Raw genomic sequence first — 20,010 nt, 5'->3', positions numbered from 1 at the left:
GGGGGAATGTATGAAAATTACAGGTTATCTATCGGAATTTTCCTTGGGGGAAATTTTTCATTTTCTGGAGCAGGGGCAAAAAACGGGCTGCCTCTCCATTAAGCCCGTGGAAATGGCGGGGATGATGCCGCTGATTCCCCAAATGCAGGAGTACTATATCTTCTTTCACTTGGGTCAGATTGTAGCCGCAACAACGACCTTGGATCACCAAGGATTGCAACGGCTCATTGAGCAGCGGGGCTGGCTGCGCCCAACTACCATTCAACGCCTTTTACCCTTTTGTTCCCGAACCGGATCCCTTGGGCTGTGTTTGAAAACCCAAGGTGCCCTTGAGCCAGAACAGCTGCGGCTATTGTTCAAGCAACAGGTACTGACACCGATTCCTCACCTCTTTAGCCTCAATGAGGGCTGGTTTAAGTTCGATGCCAACCATCCACTGCCCTTTGAGGAAATGACGGGACTGAGTGCCTCACCCATGGAAATTTCCTTGGCGGGTCTACGACTGCTGCGGGATTGGACAGCCCTAATGGACAAGCTGCCCCTGCCGAGTTCAACCATTGCCAGCACGATTGAAGGACAGCCCCCCTACCACCTCAATCATCATGAGTGGCAAGTGTGGGAGTACGCTAACGGTACCAAAACCCTCCAAGAAATCAGTGAAGCGTTGAACTTACCCATTCTAGAGGTGCAAAAAATTTGTTTTCGCCTAATAGTGGTGGGGATTGCCGAGGAAATTGCTGGCATTGCTGCTGCCGCCGCCAGCCCTAGGGAACCAGAACTCATTGAAACAACAGAAATTAGCTCCTCCTTTCTAGAGGGAATCTTTGCGTTTCTGAAAACAAAAACCCACCCACAATCGGTCTAGGGGGATAAAAAACAATGCAACGCTTCGCGTGGACAGAGCAGCTCCAGACCGGCGTGCCCATGATTGATATACAGCACAAGGAACTCGTCTGTGCTGTCAATGATCTGGCGGATGCCATTGAACAGGGTCGGGGAAGCGCTGCGATTAAACAGCTAATTGCTTTCATGAAGTATTATGCAGAGTGGCACTTCGGGAATGAAGAAAGCTGTGCTGAAAAATACCAGTGCCCCCTAGCAGAAGTTAACCGCTGCGCCCATAAACAGTTCATCGAGATGATTGAAGAGCTGCAGCAGCAGTACCGCAACAGCCAAGCGGATGCGGCGATCGCCACCCAGATCCATGGTAAGTTAGCAGACTGGTTAGTGAATCACATTATGAAAATTGACAAGCAAATTGGGCAGCACATCTGTGCCCATGCTTCAGGCTAGGAGGGCATGAAGAAATACCATCTGGTGGTCAAACCGAATGCAAGAGCGTCCTCTGTTGCTGTTGATTCTGCCGGTCAGCTAGTGGTGGCGGTGCGTGCCCCTGCCACTGATGGCAAGGCCAATCAAGAACTGATTGCGGTCTTGGCAGCCTATTTTCAGGTGCCTAAGTCCCGTGTTCGGTTAATCAAGGGTCATACCAGTCGCTATAAGGTGGTTGAACTCCTCGATTGATACCCCCTAGACTAAGAGCAAGTGCGGCTCAACATAACCTATGACTCTTGATGTCACTCCAGCCAAATCCTTTGTCCTCAGCGGTGCACGTCCCCACTACAGTCCCGATCGAGTGGGGCAGGTGGAACATATCTGCTTGGACTTGACCCTAGATTTAGAGACCCAGGCATGCTGGGGACAGTGTCATATCCACCTACGACCATTGCACTCCCAAGTGCGCCAGCTGCGCCTCAATGCCGTGGGGCAACAGATCCAGAGTGTGACTGTGCAGCACCAACCCCAAGCCTTCCACTACGATGGTGAGTTTCTGGATATTTCCCTTGATGCGAGCTTGGGGATTCACCCAGATCAGGTGCTGGTGATCACCATTGACTACCGTCTGCAGAAACCCCAGCGGGGATTGTACTTTGTTGCCACTGATCCCCCCCAAGCTTGGACCCAAGGGGAAGATGAGGACTCCCGCTATTGGTTTCCCTGCTTTGATTCTCCTGGGCAGCTGGCGACGTCAGAGGTACGAGCGCGGGTGCGGCAACCCTTACAGGCTATTTCCAATGGGGAATTGCGTGCCTGCTACAGCGAGGGAGAGTGGCAAATCTTTCACTGGTATCAACCCCAGGTCCATCCCACTTATCTGATGACCCTAGCGGTGGGGGATTTTGCGGTTTTTGATGACCAGTGGCAGGGCAAGCCCGTCACCTACTACGTTGCTAAAGATCGCGCTGCTGATGCCCGCCGCACCTTGGGCAAAACGCCAAAGATGATGGACTTTTTCAGCCGCATCTACGGCTATCCCTATCCCTACCCCAAATATGCCCAAGTCTGTGTGGCCGATTTTATCTTTGGCGGTATGGAAAATACCTCGACAACCCTATTGACAGACCGCTGTCTGTTGGATGAGCGAGCCGCCGCTGAAGATTTTCGCAGTGAAAGTTTAGTGGCCCATGAGTTGGCACACCAGTGGTTTGGCGATCTGGTGGTGATCAAGCACTGGTCTCACGCTTGGATCAAGGAGGGCATGGCCTCCTATGCCGAGGTGCTCTGGTTTGAGGAGGAATATGGCGCTGATTTTGCCGCCTATTATCGCCTTGGGGAATTGCGCAACTACCTCAGTGAGGATAGCGATCGCTACCGCCGCCCCATTGTCACCCATGTCTATCGCGAAGCCATTGAACTCTACGATCGCCACCTCTACGAAAAAGGCGCCTGCGTCTATCACATGATCCGCCAGGAACTCGGCGAAGAACAATTCTGGAAAGCCATTCAAACCTTTGTCCAAACCTACGCCCATCAAACTGTCGAAACGGTGGATCTGCTGCGGGCGATTGAAATGGCCACCGGCCGCAACCTACTTCCCCTCTTTGACCAATACGTTTTTCGTGGGGGACATCCCGACTTCCATGTGAGCTATCGCTGGGAGGTAGCCGATCAATTAGCCGTTCTTACCGTCAAGCAGCAGCAGGTGACCGATGGGGTCACGCCCCTAGAGCGCAACCTCTTTGATCTGCGCATCCCTGTTGGCATCGGTACGGTGGATGATCAGGGGCAGGTGACGGTCAAAACCATTCCCCTGCGCATTCATGAACCAGAGCACACCTTCTATTTGCCGCTGCCACAGCAGCCCACCTTTGTGAGTTTTGATGCTGGCAACCATACCCTCAAAACCGTTACCCTAGAGTACCCCCTCCCTGAACTCAAAGCCCAACTGCAGTACGACCCCGATGTTTTGGGGCGGGTTCAAGCTGCCATTGCCCTAGGCAAAAAAGGAAACCTAGAAGTTGTGCAAACCTTGGCGGCGGCGCTGCAACGGGAACCCTTTTGGGGAGTGCGGCGTGAAATTGCCAAAGTGCTGGGCACGATTCAACTGGATCAAAGCTTAGAGGCTCTAAGGCTCGCCCTTACCGATAGCCATCCCCATGTCCGTGCAGCAGCCGTGGAGGCCATTGCTGGGTTTAAGTCCGCCAAAGCCTACGAACTTCTCAAGCCCATTGCCAAGCACGGCGACCCCAGCTATAGCGTTGAAGCTGCCGCCCTGAAGGGAATTGGTGTGATTGCCGCTGCCAAACCGCAACCGAAACCCAAGCTCGAAAAAGTGCTGAAACGACTGCGGAAGGCTTTGGAAAAACGACAAGGCTGGAATGAGGTGGTACGCTGTGGGGCGATCGCTGGCTTGGGGCAACTCAAGGCGTCTCCAGAGGCGGTGAATTTGGTTCTTGACTACACCGCTATTGATGTCCCGCAACCCCTACGCTTGGCCGCCATTCGTACCCTTGGCACCATTGGCGATCGCCACCATCCCCAACTGCAACAAATTCTGGAACGGCTAGAGCAACTCAGCCACGAGACCTTTTTCTTTACCCAGATGGCCGTTGTTCAAGCCCTGAGTCAAATTGACCATCCCCAAGTTTTAGGCCTGCTGCAGCAGCTGGGCGATCGCACCACCGACGGCCGTATCAAACGATCAGTTGATGAAGGAATCGCCAAAGTTCAGAAAGCCCTTGGCAGCGATGACCGCCTCAAGACCCTTGAGACCACCCTCAACGAGTTACAAAAGGAAAATCAAACCCTAAAAAGCCGCCTTGAAGAGTTAGAAGCACGCACTAAAGCGACCCAGCAGGACTCAGCGCTAAGTTAGGGATAGCGACACCCAGACCCCTGCGGGCATTGGGCAAGCCTAGATGACCCTGCCATGGGATAGGGGCTTTCATCCTTTAAGCCGTGTTCCATCCATAGGAAAAGGGCTGTAGCATAGTAGGAATGCAATTAGAGGAGGTTGGGGTGACCAAAAAACGGGTGCTTTCGGGAGTCCAGCCCACAGGTAGCTTGCACTTGGGGAATTATCTCGGAGCCATTCGCAACTGGGTGGCGGGGCAAGCCGAGTATGAAAACTACTTTTGTGTGGTGGATTTACATGCCATTACCGTCCCCCACAATCCCGCAGAACTGGCGGCTAATACCTATACTGTTGCTGCTCTGTACTTGGCCTGTGGCATTGACCCAGCCCACGCCACCATCTTTGTCCAATCCCACGTCAGCGCCCATGCCGAACTCACTTGGTTACTGAACTGCATCACCCCCCTCAACTGGCTGGAGGACATGATTCAATTCAAGGAAAAAGCCGTCAAGCAGGGAGAAAATGTCGCGGCAGGACTCTTGGACTATCCTGTGTTGATGGCAGCAGATATTTTGCTCTACGATGCCGATCTGGTCCCTGTGGGGGAAGATCAAAAGCAACACTTGGAACTGACCCGCGATATTGCTGCCCGTGTCAACTACCTCTTTGCCCACAATCAGCCGCCAATTCTCAAGCTGCCGCAACCCTTGATTGCCCAAGAGGGGGCACGGGTGATGAGCCTTACCGATGGCACCAAGAAGATGTCGAAGTCGGATCCCTCGGAACTGAGTCGCATTAACCTTTTGGACTCCCCCGATGAGATTCGCAAGAAAATCAAGCGTTGCAAGACCGACTCAATCCGCGGCTTGACCTTTGATGATCCTAACCGTCCTGAAGCCAATAACCTGCTGAGTCTCTATCAAGTACTCACGGGAAAAACGAAAGAGGCAGTGGCAGCAGAATGTGCCGATATGGGCTGGGGACAGTTTAAGCCCCTACTCACCGATGCGGTGATTGCTACCCTAGAACCGATTCAGCAGCGATACCAAGAGATTATGGCAGACCCCAGCTATCTCAAGGATTTGCTCAAAAAAGGCCAAGAACAGGCCGCCCGTGTGGCCAATGCAACCCTAGAGCGGGTAAAACTTGCCTTTGGGTTTACGCTGCCATGAATATCACAAGCGGGTTGAGGCGACTCTGGCGGGGATTTTGGCGGCGATCGCGCCTTGTCAATGACGAACCCCTGAATTGGGTCAGTCTCATTGTCATTATCTTGGTGGATATTTTTATCCTCATTAATGTCTTTAGTGGCCTCAGCGAAATTAGCAATTGGCCTTTGAGTCCCAGTCAAGCCCAGCCCTGTTATGCTCCTTGGCAAGCCTATCGCCAAGACACCGCTAGGGAGCGCGACATTCGTTTTCTAGAGCAGCAGATTAGCCTTGACCCCCCGCCCCAGACGGCTGTGGAGCGCCTACAGGAAAGCAGCAAGGGCAAACTGGGAACCATCTCCGCCATTTGCTTCACCTATGCAGAGTATCAAGATGCCGTCAACCACCCCACCAATCAAGCCCGACTTAAGCAACGACAGCAGAAACAGGCACAAATTCAAACCCTCGAGGCCACCAATGCCCGCATTCGTCAAGAGTATGACTCGACACTATTAGAGCAGCTTGCGGGGCAACCCGCGGATCAATCGATCAACTTGGTGGAAGCCGCCAAGGCCAAAGCCACCCTTGAGGCCAACAACCGCCAAATTGCCGCTCTCAAAAATGAGATGGCGGCCCTTGAACAGGCGATTCTCCAAGAAGCCGATAGCCAAGCCTTCTTGAAATTTTTAGCCGAGGACGCCACCTTTGCCCAGCTTGAGAACCAATATCAGCGCTCTCAGTTTTGGTATCCCAGTCTCCAATTTGTTTTACAAGCCCTCTTTCTATTACCGCTGATTGCGATCGCCCTAGTGGTGCATCGTTTTGCCGATCGCCACCGCCATGGCCTGCTTGCCCTCATGAGTTGGCACCTGCTGGTGATCTTCTTGATTCCTTTGGTGCTGAAGATTTTTGAACTATTGCAGGTGGGAGCACTCTTTGAGTGGCTGGCTAATGTCATTCTTGCTCTTTTTGGCGGTCTGCTTTTTTTGGTCAGCTACCTCTATATCTTGCTGATTCCAGCGGTCGGGTTTGGCATGATTAAAGTGGCGCAAGCTTTTTTCCTCAATCCACAGCGACAGGCGGCAGGGCGGGTCCAAAAACTCCGCTGTGTCCGTTGTGGCAAACGACTGCGGGATCTCGATCAGCACTGTCCCCACTGTGGTTATTTGCAGTGGATGCCCTGTCCCAATTGTCAGCAGCCCACCTATCGCCACTTACCCTATTGTCGTCATTGCGGTGCATCGACCCGTTCTTCTGGCTAGTCCTTGCTGGGGCGGTTGAGCCAGTCGGCACACTCACGCTGTAGCCCCTGCAATGTCATATTGGGTACCCGCTCAGCAGCAAAGGCCTCGGCCTCAATTGGAATGTCTGCGGGGTTATAGCCACTCTTGCGGTAGAGATCCGCGACGATACCGGGGCTGACGCGAATGCCCACGGGTACCAAGGAATCCAAATCTCGTTTCGCCGCAAAGCAGGCTTGAACGACATGCCAGCCCTCATGGCGCAGCGTTTCGATAAAAATCGGCCAATGAGCAAGGGCGCGAGGACGCAAGATCAAGCGATCGCGACTAAAACTATAGGAGCCGTAATTATCATCTTGGCGCTGCCGGATGTAGAGGGTCGTGCCCGTACGCAAAATGGTGCGAATCAACTGATAAGCTTCCACCTCAGCACTGTTTTGCAGCCGAAAACGGGCAGGATCGCGGCGCGGATAATAAACCAGATCAAAGAGAAGCTGCATATCCTCATCGGAACCGTCAATGGGGATCAAATCCCGCTGGGCGAGACCCGGGGATGGGGAAACTACAAGGGCGATCGCCAGCGTCAATGTCGGTAAAGAAACCCGCAGCCAGCTTTGAAGTTGTTTTTGCAGCACAATGATCAACCCCCTGCCTTTGGGGAATGCTGCTTCTAACCTAGCAATTTTGATAGCAGTCTAAACGTGTTCTCTATCACGATCTCACAGCGATCCCCACCCCTTTTCACAGTGACGGGATCACGGTCAGAAAAGCCTCAAAACCGCTCTTTGAGGGGATGAAGTGCCATCGCTGCCCCAATAGTTTAGAAAAGGGCTGTATGATGGACTTAGGAAGAAGCAACAAATAATATTCCTTGATAAATTTTTGTATAGTTTGTGATTTTAATGTGTTGAATGATGACTTAGCAATGATTGAGAAACTCCTTGTTTTGTCCGCTGTTGATGACTGCCCTTTAGAACCACTAGCGACCGTTGAAGTCGTCGCAGAAGACTCTGCGCAAAAATATCCTCAAAAAAAATGCTTATTGCCATCCATCAACATATTACTGATCGAAAACATCCCCCAATCGGGTGAAATTTTATATCCCCATCTCGCCGAGATTGATTACATTTGCTATCAAGTTCACACCTGTCCGTATTCTCATTTAACCCCCGGGGTGGTTGCTCAGGCCAAGCCCAATCTCCTTGTCCTCATTGCTCAAGGGGATCACGTTCTTAAAGCAGTGCAAACACTCCAGCAACGCTATCCACACTTACCCTTAGTTGTGATTGATCCCAGCGATCGCCCTGATCTGGCCACTCAGATCCTCCACAGTGGTGCTCAGGACTACTTGAGCTTTCAGGAACTCAGTCCCAACTTGCTGGCGCGCAGTTTTCGCCATGCCATCGATCGCCATCAGGTGGAACAACAACTGCTGCGCCAAGCCCAGTACGATCGCCTGCTGGTACAAATTACCCAGCACATTCACCAATCCCTTGATCTGGCCACGATTCTCGAAGCTGCCGTCAAGGATGTGCGAGAACTCTTGGGCTGCGATCGCGTGCTCGTTTATCGTTTCCTCGAGGATTGGCGCGGCATTATGGATGTTGAAGCCGTCGTTCCCCCTTGGTTGTCGGCTCTTGGGGACGTGGTGGGGGATTCCTGCTTTACAGAGCGATACATTGAAGCCTACAAGCGCGGTCGCATCCATGTGGTAAATGATTTAGACACCGCCCCTCTAGTTCCCTGCTATCGGGATCTGCTGGCTCATTATCAGGTCAAGGCCAATCTGGTGGTACCGATTATTGTCGAAGGGCGGCTGTGGGGGTTGCTCATCTGTCATCAATGCGCCCATCCCCGCGACTGGCAAGACAGTGAAATTGAACTGATTAAGCAAATTTCGACCCAGTTGGCGATCGCCATCCTGCAGGCAGAACTCTATCAAAAGGCGCAAGCGGAAATTCAAGAGCGCAAAGCAATCGAAGCCCAACTCCTCTACCAAGCCCGCCATGACCGCCTCACCCATTTACCCAATCGCTGGTTCTTTGAGGAGCAGTTGCGCCTTACCCTCAGCTATGCAGCCGAGCACCCCCACTACCACTATGCTGTGCTCTGTTTGGATATCGATCGCTTCAAGACCCTCAATGACAGTCTGGGACATGGCACAGGGGATTTATTCCTCCAAGCCTTTGCTCAGCGGCTGACGCGTTGTGTGAGTCCTCAGGACGTAGTGGCACGCCTAGGGGGAGATGAATTTGCGGTCTTGCTCAATGATATTGAGGGGATAGAACATGCCCAAGCCATTGCCCACCAACTGCAGGATCGCCTCAACCATCCCTTTGAAATCGATCACTACACCCTGTACAGCACGGTGAGTATCGGTCTTGTGATGGGTAACCCCCATTACACCAGTAGCGAGGAACTGCTGCGGGATGCTGACATGGCCATGTACCACGCTAAAACCAAGGGACACAATCGCATTGATGTCTTTGATCCTGTGATGCTGCAACAGGTGCGCGATCGCCTGTACTTAGAAGTGGAACTGCGGCAAGCGATTGAACGGGGGGACTTTGTCCTCCACTATCAGCCCATCGTCAAGCTCCGGAGCCAATCTCTCAAAGGTTTTGAGGCACTCCTGCGCTGGCAAAAGGGGGATACGCTGATTTCCCCCAAAGTTTTTATTCCCGTCGCTGAAGAAACGGGGCTGATTTTTGAACTCTCCCGCTGGGTCTTGCACAATGCCTGTGAACAGTTGCAGCAGTGGCAACAGCGTTATCCCAAGCTTCAGTCCGTGGGCTTTACGATGAGTATCAATCTGTCCGCCAACCAATTTTCGTTGCCCACCCTTGTAGCTGAGATTCAACAAACCCTTGAGCATTACCATTTAGCAGGGCACTTTCTAAAGATAGAAATTACTGAAAGTACCTTGATGCAACACTTGGACTCTGCCCGCGAAATTCTTGCCGAGTTGAAGGCGATGGGGGTACGCATTAACATTGACGACTTTGGCACTGGGTATTCCTCCCTGAGCTATCTACGCCATCTGCCTCTCGATGGCATTAAAATTGACCGCTCCTTCATTTCCCAAATGGATCGCAGCCAAGAAGATCTAGAGGTGGTTCACACGATTTTGGTGCTGGCGCGCAACCTCCACCTCGATTGCATTGCTGAGGGCATTGAAAACACAACTCAACTGCAACTGTTGCGATCGCTGCGCTGTCCCTTTGGTCAAGGCTATCTTTTTGCCCCACCGCTGACTACGGACAAGGCTGAGGTGTATCTACAGGAACACATCCTTTAACAACACCAGCACCTTCAAGTCAAGTTCAATCGAAAAATGAATAACAAATTGACTTGTCATCATTCCTCACCTCCTTTAATCAAGGGGGGAAATGGCGCTAATAGCAGGGCTTAATCACATTAGCTTAGGTTATAAATTCTATAAAAAAGTTCATCTCAGTTTATAGTATAGGCCTATGTCTTTTTGACGAGCTGGGGTGATAGATTTTTACCAATCCAAATTTCGGTCTTTCGTCACCGCTAATTGGAAAACCTGTCCCAACCTGTTGGTCTGGGAATCGATTTTTTTGTCAACTATTTACTGTTCTCGATATAGGTCACGCTATGTCTCAATTGTCACGTCGTCGTTTTCTAATGACTGCCACTGCTACCGCCATGGGGGCGATCGCCCTCAAGGGATGTGCCCCCGCAGAAACTCCCCAAGGACAACAGCAGGGAGGAGGGACTACCACTACGGGGGCAGTGGAAACGGACACGATTAAGTTAGGTTTTATTCCCATTGTGGAATCAGCACCTCTGATTATTGCTAAAGAAAAAGGGTTCTTTGCCAAGCATGGTCTCACCAATGCTGAAATCTCCAAGCAGGCCAACTGGGCCAGTGCTCGGGACAATGTGGTGATTGGCTCTGCTGCCGGCGGGATTGATGGTGGTCAGTGGCAGATGCCCATGCCCTACCTGATCAGCGAAGGCATTATCACCCTCAACAATCAAAAAGTGCCGATGTACGTTTTGGCACAGTTAAATACCCAGGGCAACGGGATTGCCATTTCCGGCGCCAATAAGGGCAAAGGCTTGCACCTCAAAATCGCCGATCCCGACTACATTAAAGGCTTTGCTGCCAAAAATGGCCGCAAGTTCAAAGCTGCCTACACCTTTCCCAACGCCAACCAAGACCTGTGGATCCGCTACTGGTTTGCCGCCAATGGCATTGACCCCGATCGCGACATCGAACTCCTAGCCGTTCCTTCTGCTGAAACAGTTGCTGGCATGCGCAATGGTACGATGGACGCCTTCAGTACCGGTGATCCTTGGCCCTTCCGCATTGTCAGTGATGATATTGGCTTTATGGCCACCCTAACAGCACAGATGTGGCCCTACCACCCCGAAGAGTACCTAGCCGTGCGGGCTGACTGGGTCGATAAACACCCCAACGCCACCAAAGCGCTCCTGAAAGCCGTCATGGAAGCTCAGCAGTGGTGCGATGACAAGGCCAACCGCCCGGAACTCATTCAAATTTGTGGCCGCCGCGAGTATTTCAACATTCCCGGCAATATCCTCACTCCTCCCTATGAAGGCACCTACACCATGGGAGATGGTCAACCGAATTTCAACGACTTTAACATGGGGCCCCTCTACTGGCGCGACCCCAATGGCAACAGTATTTCCTACCCCTACAAGAGTCACGACCTCTGGTTCTTGACTGAAAACCTGCGCTGGGGCTTCAACGCCGATAAAATCAAGGACTTTGACAACATCAAGCAAATGATTGGGCGTGTCAACCGCAGCGATCTCTGGCAAGAGGCCGCCAAAGAGTTAGGGGTGCCAGCGGCTGAAATTCCCACCACCGACTCGCGGGGCGTGGAAACCTTCTTTGATGGCATCAAGTTTGATCCCGATAACCCCCAAGCCTATCTGGACAGCCTCAAAATCAAGGTCAAGTCCTAGTCATTTCGTTGCTACTCAATAGGAGACTTCCATGGCTGTTGCATCTGTGCGCCGTAATGGCAATACCAATCCCCTCATGAAGTTTCTGCGCCAGCAGGGGGCGGATTTTTACCTACCAATTATGGGTGTGATTGGGTTTCTGGTGGTTTGGCAGATTCTCTCTTCAACCAAAATTCTCTCGCTCCCGGGTCCGATTCAAGTGTTTGCCGATGAGCGCAGTCGCTATCTGATCTTTCACCCCTTTTATTACAACAGCCCCTTGGATCAGGGGTTGGCACGCCAGACCCTCATTAGTTTGACCCGTGTTGCCCAAGGCTATGGCTTGGCTGCCATTGTCGGAATTACGCTGGGGATTTTGGTGGGCACCAGTAAAGCACTGAATAAGTCCCTCGACCCCATCTTTCAATTTCTGCGCATGGTGGCACCCTTGGCGTGGGTACCCATCTCCCTTGCGGCGTTGCGCCAAAATGAACCCGCCGCGATCTTTGTGATCTTCATTACCTCCATCTGGCCGATTCTGATCAATACTGCTGTGGGCGTACGGGAAATTCCCCAAGACTACAAAAATGTGTCGCGAGTACTGCGGCTCTCCAAGAAAACGTTCTTTCTGAAAATTCTCTTGCCCTCGGCATTGCCCTACATTTTCACCGGCTTGCGGATTGCCATTGGCTTGGCATGGCTGGCGATTATTGCCGCTGAAATTGTCATGTCGGGGGTAGCGGGCATTGGCTTCTTTATTTGGGATGCCTACCAGCAAAACTACGTCACGGAAATCATTGTGGCGGTGGTCTATATCGGTGCCATTGGCCTGATTTTGGATCGCTTGGTGGGCTTCCTGCAAAGCAAAATTGCACCGGCAAATCGCTAGGAGGGAATCATGGGCGTTTTTGTGGCTGTGGATCAGGTGGAGAAGGTCTTTGACCTCACGAATGGCGGGCAGTATCTCGCCCTCAAAGGGATTGACCTGACGATTCAAAAGGGGGAGTTTATCTCGCTGATTGGTCACTCCGGCTGTGGCAAGTCCACCTTACTGAATATGATTGCCGGCTTAGACCTGCCCACCTCAGGGGTGGTGACGTTGGAGGGACAGCGGGTGCGCCAGCCGGGTCCCGATCGCATGGTGGTCTTTCAAAACTATTCGCTGCTGCCGTGGCTTTCGGTACGCGAGAACATTGCCCTAGCGGTGGATGAAGTGCTCGATCACCTCACTCCGGCTGAACGGCGGCAAATTGTCGAGTCCCATATCGACCTCGTGGGGTTGCGCCCCCATGCCCACAAGCCACCCACTATGCTCTCTGGCGGTCAGAAACAACGGGTGGCGATCGCCCGTGCCCTCGCCATTCAGCCGAAGCTGCTGCTGCTGGACGAACCCTTTGGTGCCTTGGATGCCCTGACGCGGGGTAATTTGCAGGAACAATTGATGAAGATCTGCGAAGCCCAGCAGGTGACGGCGGTGATGGTCACCCATGATGTCGATGAGGCGGTGCTGCTCTCGGATCGGATTGTCATGCTCACCAATGGTCCCGGCTCGAAAATTGGCGGCATTCTTGAGGTGGATATTCCCCGTCCCCGGCAGCGGATGGCCGTTGTCGAACACCCCAGTTACTACAGTCTGCGCAGTGAAATCATCTATTTCCTCAACCAGCAAAAACGGGTGAAACAGTTGCAGGCGCGTCGCAAACCGGCCATTGCCCGCCATGGTCTCGAAAAAACGAATCTGGAAATTGGCTTTGTGCCCTTGACTGCCTGCGCTCCCATTGCCATTGCCTACGAAAAGGAGTTCTTTGCCCACCATGGCCTAGAGGAAGTCTCCCTTGTACGCGAGAGCAGTTGGCGAGGCATTGTGGATGGGATTGCCGCAGGCTACCTCGATGCCGCTCAGATGCCGGCGGGGATGCCCGTGTGGTTTACCTGTGGCGGTCATGAAGAGCAACCGCTGCCTGTGGTCAGTGCCCTCACCCTGAGCCGTAATGGTAATGGCATCACGCTGAAAAAGGAATTTGCCGAGCAGGGGATTCGCACCCTTAGTGACTTTCACCGCTACTTGCTGCAAACGCGCGATCGCCCCCACCGTTTGGGAATGGTGCATCCCTCCTCCATGCATAATCTTCTATTGCGCTACTGGCTAGCGGCAGGGGGCATTCACCCCGATCATGATGTCCACCTCCAGACGATTCCACCGGCACAAATGGTTGCGGATCTGCGCTCTGGTAGTATTGATGGCTATTGCGTCGGTGATCCTTGGAATCTGCGGGCGGCCAAAGAGGGAGTGGGCTTTACGATTGCCAGCGACATTGACATTTGGGCAGGACATCCCGGGAAAGTCCTAGGCGTGCGCGAAGATTGGGCGATGGCTTATCCCAATACCCACATTGCTTTAGTCAAAGCCCTACTAGATGCCTGTCGTTACTGTGCCGACCCGGCCCACAGTGAGGAGATTAAGCAAATCCTCAGCCGCAAGGCCTATGTGGCTACCAACCCTGAGTATCTAGAACTGGGGGTGGATCAAAATGGTGGATCTGTGCATCATCTGTTCTTTGGCGACGGTGTGAATCGTCCTAGCCGAACTGAGCACCTGTGGATGATGACCCAGATTGCCCGTTGGGGCACGATTCCCTTCCCACGCAACTGGGTGGAAATTCTCGAGCGGGTGTGTCGGGTGAGTGTCTTTAGTACAGCGGCGCGGGAGTTGGGACTCTTGGATATTAAGTATCGCACTGGGCCGATCCAACTCTTTGATGGCACCACCTTTAATGCCGATGACCCCATTAGCTATCTCAATAGCCTAGAGATCAAGCACGAGGTCTATATGGCAGAAATTCCCTTGCATTTGCCCGTGCCACGCGCTGCCTAAGCCCAATATGTCAGATGATTGGAGTTGCTGATGATTAGCCAAGGAAACCGAGCCATGACTACCCCCGTTGCCGTAGTCTCCCCTGAATCCTTTTTGCGCCTAGAGCAGGTGAGCAAAGTCTATCCCACCCAGAAGGGGCCTTTTACTGTGCTGACGGATATTACCCTCGATATTCGAGCGGGGGAGTTTATCTGCGTCATTGGTCACTCTGGCTGTGGCAAAACCACCTTACTCAATATGGTCTCGGGCTTTGTGCGTCCCACCACCGGGGAAGTACGCCTCAAGGGGCAACCTATCAAGGAGCCGGGACCTGATCGCATGGTGGTGTTTCAGAACTATGCCCTCTTACCGTGGTTAACTGCTGCTGAGAATGTTTATCTGGCAGTGGATGCTGTCTGGCCAGAGAAATCCCGTCCGCAAAAGATGGCGATTGTCCGCGAACACTTGGCAATGGTGGGCTTGGCGGAAGCGGCCAATAAATATCCGGCGCAGTTGTCAGGCGGGATGAAACAGCGGGTGGCGATCGCTCGTGCTCTTGCGATTCGGCCAGAGATCCTCATTCTTGATGAACCCTTTGGTGCCCTCGATGCCATCACCAAGGAGGAACTGCAAGAGGAGCTGCTCAACATTTGGCAAGAACACCGCTGCACCGTGTTGATGATTACCCACGACATTGATGAGGCGCTGTTTTTGGCTGATCGCCTAGTGATGATGACCAATGGCCCTGCTGCCAAAATTGGTGAAATCATGACAATTCCCTTCCCACGGCCGCGCGATCGCGAGCGCATCCTCGAAGATCCCACCTACTATCAACTGCGCAACGATGCCCTTGACTTTCTCTATCGTCGTTATCATCTCGACGAAGAGGCAGAGTAGGTTTTTTCTACTTGCATTGCCCAAGGGAAAGAAAACAAAAGTCCGCGCCACCACTGGCAATGGGTGTGCCGATAGGATTTAGGATAGTGGCAGTGCTCTTGGATTTCTCAGATGGCCAGCTTATTTGACCAAAACTTTCGCTATACCGATCGCGCCCGCGCCATCTTCAAAGAACTGCAACGCAACCTCCATCCTATCTATATGGAGCTACTGGAAGAAGGGTTCTCTCCTCGGGAAATTTCCGCCCTCGTCACCAGTGCTGCTGCCCAAACCGAAAATGCCGCTATTGCTGAATGGGAAGAGGCGCGGGGTGGCTCCCCCAACCCGGAGGAATCACAGACCACGGCCTAGGGGATGACTTCTCAAGCGCGCATCTTGGAAATTGAGTCCCTGAGTGTCCACTACGGTGGCATTTGCGCTCTGCGCGAGGTGAGTCTGGCCATTGCAGCCGGCGAGTGCATTACCCTTGTGGGTGCCAATGGTGCTGGCAAAACCACCCTGCTGCGTGCCATCTCTAAACTCGTTCCCAGTGAAGGTACCATTTGCTTTGCCGGTCAATCGATTGCAGGGCGATCGCCCCATGAATTAGTGAGGCTGGGCATTGCCCATTGTCCAGAGGGGCGTCAGGTTCTCGCCCGCCAAACCGTACGCGACAATCTTCTTCTCGGTGCCTACTGTCGTCGAGATGAGGCGCAGATTGCACAAGACCTCGAAGAACAACTCAAGCGCTTTCCTAGACTACGGGAGCGGCAATACCAACTGGCGGGAACCCTCAGTGGCGGTGAGCAACAAATGCTGGCGATCGCCCGTGCCCTGATGAGTCGTCCTCGCTTACTGCTCCTTGATGAACCCAGTTTAGGCTTAGCGCCCAATTTAGTACGGGAAATTTTTGCCATCTTGGCACAACTGCGGCAACAGGGGATGACAATGCTACTGGTCGAGCAAAATGCGCACCTAGCCTTACAATTGGGCGATCGCGGTTATGTGCTTGAAGCGGGTCAAGTGACCCTCAGCGGTCGTGCAGCGGATCTCCTGAATGATCCACGGGTTCAGCAAGCCTACCTTGGTTAATGCTATGATGAGAAGGCTGGACGTGTGGCTCAGTGGATAGAGCATCAGATTCCGGTTCTGAGGGTCGGGGGTTCGAATCCCTCCACGTCCGTTAATCAAGTATCAGCATCATGACTGAACCCGTTAGCCGTTCCGAATTGAGCCAAGTTTTAGATGCTATCCAAGGGATGCAGGCCGATATGCAGTCAATGCAGGCTGCCATCCAAGCCATGGATAAAAAGCTGGATATTCACATCGCCACGAGTAACGAGAAATTCCAAAGGCTTGAGGACAAAATTGATACTGTCGAGGCCAAACTTGAACAGCGTATCAATGCTGTGGAGGCTAAGCTAGAGCAGCGCATCAACGCCGTCGAAGCCAAACTAGAGCAGCGCATCAATGCTGTCGAAGCTAAGCTGGAACAACAGATGAAGGCTGTGGAGGCCAAACTGGAGCAGCGTATCAATGCTGTCGAAGCTAAGCTGGAGCAACAGATGAAGGCTGTGGAGGCCAAACTGGAGCAGCGTATCAATTCCATAGAAGTACAGTTAGGGCAGCGGATTGATACGGTAGAGTCCACCTTGCAGGATATTTCTAAGCGACAAGCGGGCACAGATGCGCGGCTATGGGGATTCCTAGTGACCCTGTTGGTGGCCACAGTTGGCTTACTGACAAAAGTGCTGTTCTTTGATTTGCCCCGCCCCTAGATTCGTTACCTTAAAACTGGCCTTATCGTTCTTAGCCAGTATGTTTCTCAACCTCAAAGACATCATTTTGCTGTTGCATCCCATCTTGGCCTGCACATTTGTCTTTCCGGTCATTGGCATCACCACATTCTTTGCTCTGCAAACGCGGCAGCGTCGTCTCAAAGACACCACCATCCCACCCACAGTGGGCACCCTGCATGTCAAATTGGGCAATCTTTTAGCAGCCGGCGTGGTTGGCATCACATTGGTGGCCTTGGCCTATTCAGTGGTGTTTGGATTTCAGGGCTTCTTGATGCAGGCGGAGAATCAGACACTGCAACCGCTCTCTGTTGTCCTCGTGGCACTGATGTTTGTTGTCACCATTGCAGCAACGGCGCTGCTGTATCGCGCTCAATCGAAGCTATGGCGTGCTGTTTTTGCCACCCTCTCAGGGATGGGGGTGACCATTCTAGCTTTTCAACCGGGGGTCTTTCGCCGTGATGACGAGTGGTGGGTTTCCCACTTTTACTTTGGCTTGGCGGCGGTGATGCTGATGATTTTTTCTGTGGCCATTGTGGGGGAGATTTACCAAGATCGATCGCTCAGGTGGCGGCGGATTCACATTGGCTTGAATTCCCTTGCCCTTGTTCTTTTTCTCTTGCAGGGAATTACGGGTACCCGTGACCTCTTGGAAATTCCCTTGAGTTGGCAAGCACCTGTGGTCTATCAGTGCAACTTTGATCCGCGATCGCCCCAATTCAAGACCTGTCCCTAAAAGCGAGTCAGGATATACAGCAGGGTGAAGAGGATAATCCAGATCACATCCACAAAGTGCCAGTAGATCTCTGCCATGGCCACCCCCGTATGCTTGTGGGCATTGTAATGTCCGGGGCGGCGCGATCGCCAGATCACCCCCAAAATCAGCAAAATCCCCACAAAGACATGGAGGCCATGGAAGCCCGTCATCACATAAAAGCAGTTGGCAAAGACATTGGTGCGCAGGCCGTAGCCGAGGGTGAGGTACTCATAAACTTGACCGCCCAAGAACACTGCCCCCATGGCCGCCGTGATCCAGTACCATTGGCGCATGCCGCGAACGTCATCCTTTTTGATGGCAACATCGCCGTAGTGGATGACAAAGCTACTGGAAATAAGGATGATGGTGTTGATGGTGGGCACAAGAAGTTCCACCTCAGTGCCTTCGGGCGGCCATTGCTCATTCATGCCCCGCAGAAGTAAATAGGCCGCAAAGAGGCCACCAAACATTAGGGATTCAGAAATCAAAAAGACCAGCAACCCTAAAACCCGAAAATCAGGGTGCTCATGGGCATGATCAACGGCTATGGCCGTCGCTTGAGAGTCAACAGTACCTTGCATGGCTTGCTCCTACAGTGTCCTACTCTTTCTCGTCCTCATCCTCATCGGTGCTTCCCTTGCGCTGCTCAATGCCGTAGTCGTAGGGACCTTTGGTGACCACAGGCAGCACTTCCCAGTTTTCAATCAGCGGCGGTGAACTGGTCGTCCACTCTAAGCTGAGACCGCCCCAAGGGTTATCGCCGGCAATTTTGCCCTTATTCCAGCTCCAAATGATGTTAATCAGGAAGGGAATAATTGAGAAGGCCAAGACAAAGGCGCCAATCGTACAAATGAGATTAATCGACTCAAACTGGGGATCGTACATGGCCACTCGCCGTGGCATGCCTTTAAGACCCAACTCATGCATCGGCAAAAAGGTCAGGTTCGTGCCAATAAAGGTCAGCACAAAGTGGAGAATCCCTAAGCGCTCATCGAGGAGCCGTCCTGTCATTTTGGGGAACCAGTGGTAAATCCCCGCATAGAGACCAAACACGGAACCACCAAAAAGCACGTAGTGGAAGTGTGCCACTACATAGTAGGTGTCGTGGACGTGAATATCCACGGGGGCAGTCCCCAAGGTCACACCACTGAGGCCACCAAGGACAAACATCGACAGTAGGCCAATGGCAAAGAGCATGGCACTGTTGAGGCGAATCTTGCCCCCCCAGAGGGTGGCGACCCAACTAAAGATTTTTACTCCTGTCGGCACCGCCACAATCAGTGTCGAAATCGTGAAGAACATCCGCATCCAAGGGGGCGTACCGCTGGTGAACATATGGTGTACCCAGACAAAGAGACCCACGCAGCAGATGGCCAAACTGGAGTAGGCGATCGCCTGATAGCCAAAGATGGGCTTACGGGCATGAACCGGAATCACCTCAGACATAATGCCAAAGATCGGCAAAATCATCAGGTACACCGCCGGGTGAGAGTAAAACCAGAAAAGGTGCTGGTAAATGACAACGTTCCCACCGGCATCAGGTTTGTAAAACGAGGTGCCAAAGTTAATATCAAACAGCAGCAAAATCAGCCCCGCCGCCAGCACGGGCGTTGACACTAGAGCCAGCAGAGAGGTGGCTAGCATGGCCCAGCAAAAGAGGGGCAATTGATCCCAGCGCATACTAGGCACTTTCATCTTCCAGATGGTAACGATGAAATTCACCGATCCCATGATCGAGGAGGTACCCACAAGGACGATCGCCAGAATCCACATACTCTGGGCAGTAGTGGCCGTGATCGTACTCAAGGGCGGATAGGAGGTCCAACCCGCTTGGGCACCGCCAAACAGGAAACTGGCCAAGAGTAATGCCCCCGCCGGCGGGTTCAGCCAAAAGGCTAAGGCATTCAAGCGGGGAAAAGCCATGTCCCGCGCCCCAATCATCAGGGGCACCAAGTAATTGCCAAAGCCACCAATGGCCGCTGGCACCACCCAAAAGAAAATCATAATGGTGCCGTGGTTGGTCATGAAAGCATTGTAAAGATTCGGGTCAAGAAAATCGGAATTTGCCGTTGCCAGCTCCGTGCGCATGGCCACCGCCATCAGTCCGCCAATCAAGTAAAAGATAAAGGCGGTGACCAAATATTGAATGCCAATTACCTTGTGATCAACATTGAAGGTGAAATAGTCGTACCACTTCCACGCCTTGGGATGCTCAGGGAGCGACAAGGGGGTATCTAGCGGCAGTTGTGCTTGCGCCATAAC

General features: G+C 52.7%; 18 protein-coding genes and 1 tRNA gene. 16 read left to right on the top strand and 3 right to left on the bottom strand.

Features of this window, described 5'->3' with window-relative positions:
- Positions 1-10: 10 nt before the first annotated feature.
- The 6 genes from QYC28_RS03270 (at position 11) to QYC28_RS03245 (ending at position 6,545) form a co-directional block, all read left to right on the top strand.
- Positions 11-865: a DUF4388 domain-containing protein gene (locus QYC28_RS03270; RefSeq protein ID WP_286668929.1), complete on the top strand. Its 855-nt coding sequence runs from the start codon at positions 11-13 to the stop codon at positions 863-865.
- Positions 866-879: 14 nt separating this feature from the next.
- Positions 880-1,293 carry a hemerythrin family protein gene (locus QYC28_RS03265; RefSeq protein WP_302679835.1) on the top strand — a complete coding sequence of 138 codons (414 nt, stop codon included), beginning with the start codon at positions 880-882 and terminating at the stop codon, positions 1,291-1,293.
- A 6-nt stretch (positions 1,294-1,299) separates the two neighbouring features.
- The gene (locus QYC28_RS03260; protein WP_149818134.1) at positions 1,300-1,524 is read left to right on the top strand and encodes a DUF167 domain-containing protein; all 225 of its coding nucleotides are present in this window, start codon (positions 1,300-1,302) and stop codon (positions 1,522-1,524) included.
- A 40-nt stretch (positions 1,525-1,564) separates the two neighbouring features.
- Positions 1,565-4,156: a M1 family metallopeptidase gene (locus QYC28_RS03255; protein WP_302679834.1), complete on the top strand. Its 2,592-nt coding sequence runs from the start codon at positions 1,565-1,567 to the stop codon at positions 4,154-4,156.
- Between the two features lie 143 nt (positions 4,157-4,299).
- Positions 4,300-5,307 (top strand): tryptophan--tRNA ligase, encoded by a 1,008-nt coding sequence (gene trpS / locus QYC28_RS03250; protein WP_149818132.1) that lies wholly within the window; start codon positions 4,300-4,302, stop codon positions 5,305-5,307.
- Positions 5,304-6,545: a zinc ribbon domain-containing protein gene (locus QYC28_RS03245; protein ID WP_302679833.1), complete on the top strand. Its 1,242-nt coding sequence runs from the start codon at positions 5,304-5,306 to the stop codon at positions 6,543-6,545. The genes trpS and QYC28_RS03245 overlap by 4 nt, the downstream gene beginning before the upstream one ends.
- Here QYC28_RS03245 and QYC28_RS03240 read toward each other — a convergent pair.
- On the bottom strand, positions 6,542-7,159 hold the full coding sequence (locus QYC28_RS03240) for a hypothetical protein (protein ID WP_302679832.1): 618 nt from the start codon (positions 7,157-7,159) through the stop codon (positions 6,542-6,544). The genes QYC28_RS03245 and QYC28_RS03240 overlap by 4 nt on opposite strands.
- 407 nt (positions 7,160-7,566) lie before the next feature.
- On the opposite strand from QYC28_RS03240, the gene QYC28_RS03235 reads away from it, so the two are divergent.
- From QYC28_RS03235 to QYC28_RS03190, 10 genes are all read left to right on the top strand, one after another.
- Complete coding sequence (locus QYC28_RS03235) at positions 7,567-9,822, top strand: bifunctional diguanylate cyclase/phosphodiesterase (protein WP_302679831.1); 2,256 nt, start codon at positions 7,567-7,569, stop codon at positions 9,820-9,822.
- A 323-nt stretch (positions 9,823-10,145) separates the two neighbouring features.
- The gene (locus QYC28_RS03230) at positions 10,146-11,486 is read left to right on the top strand and encodes a CmpA/NrtA family ABC transporter substrate-binding protein (RefSeq protein ID WP_149818126.1); all 1,341 of its coding nucleotides are present in this window, start codon (positions 10,146-10,148) and stop codon (positions 11,484-11,486) included.
- Positions 11,487-11,517: 31 nt separating this feature from the next.
- Positions 11,518-12,354 (top strand): nitrate ABC transporter permease, encoded by an 837-nt coding sequence (gene ntrB, locus QYC28_RS03225; protein ID WP_190278189.1) that lies wholly within the window; start codon positions 11,518-11,520, stop codon positions 12,352-12,354.
- A 9-nt stretch (positions 12,355-12,363) separates the two neighbouring features.
- On the top strand, positions 12,364-14,340 hold the full coding sequence (locus QYC28_RS03220; protein WP_149818124.1) for a nitrate ABC transporter ATP-binding protein: 1,977 nt from the start codon (positions 12,364-12,366) through the stop codon (positions 14,338-14,340).
- 27 nt (positions 14,341-14,367) lie between these two features.
- Positions 14,368-15,216 (top strand): nitrate ABC transporter ATP-binding protein, encoded by an 849-nt coding sequence (locus QYC28_RS03215; RefSeq protein WP_399363183.1) that lies wholly within the window; start codon positions 14,368-14,370, stop codon positions 15,214-15,216.
- 111 nt (positions 15,217-15,327) lie between these two features.
- The gene (locus QYC28_RS03210; RefSeq protein WP_149818120.1) at positions 15,328-15,567 is read left to right on the top strand and encodes a hypothetical protein; all 240 of its coding nucleotides are present in this window, start codon (positions 15,328-15,330) and stop codon (positions 15,565-15,567) included.
- A 3-nt stretch (positions 15,568-15,570) separates the two neighbouring features.
- Positions 15,571-16,287, top strand: a complete 717-nt coding sequence (locus QYC28_RS03205; RefSeq protein ID WP_149818118.1) for an ABC transporter ATP-binding protein — start codon at positions 15,571-15,573, stop codon at positions 16,285-16,287.
- 18 nt (positions 16,288-16,305) lie between these two features.
- Positions 16,306-16,378, top strand: a tRNA-Arg gene (locus QYC28_RS03200).
- A 19-nt stretch (positions 16,379-16,397) separates the two neighbouring features.
- Positions 16,398-16,973, top strand: coding sequence for a hypothetical protein (locus QYC28_RS03195; protein WP_302679830.1), 576 nt, complete (start codon positions 16,398-16,400; stop codon positions 16,971-16,973).
- Between the two features lie 40 nt (positions 16,974-17,013).
- Entirely contained in the window at positions 17,014-17,727 is a 714-nt protein-coding gene (locus QYC28_RS03190; RefSeq protein ID WP_286626565.1) for a DUF4079 domain-containing protein, read from the top strand.
- On the opposite strand, the gene QYC28_RS03185 is transcribed toward QYC28_RS03190, so the two are convergent.
- Positions 17,724-18,329, bottom strand: a complete 606-nt coding sequence (locus QYC28_RS03185; protein ID WP_149818114.1) for a heme-copper oxidase subunit III — start codon at positions 18,327-18,329, stop codon at positions 17,724-17,726. The two genes, QYC28_RS03190 and QYC28_RS03185, sit on opposite strands and share 4 nt — an antisense overlap.
- Before the next feature lie 19 nt (positions 18,330-18,348).
- Positions 18,349-20,007, bottom strand: a complete 1,659-nt coding sequence (ctaD, locus tag QYC28_RS03180) for a cytochrome c oxidase subunit I (RefSeq protein WP_302679829.1) — start codon at positions 20,005-20,007, stop codon at positions 18,349-18,351.
- Positions 20,008-20,010 lie beyond the last annotated feature (3 nt).

The sequence above is a fragment of the Thermosynechococcus sp. HY596 genome, assembly GCF_030518715.1.
Lineage (GTDB): Bacteria > Cyanobacteriota > Cyanobacteriia > Thermosynechococcales > Thermosynechococcaceae > Thermosynechococcus.
This window is presented reverse-complemented; position numbering and strand designations above follow the sequence as displayed.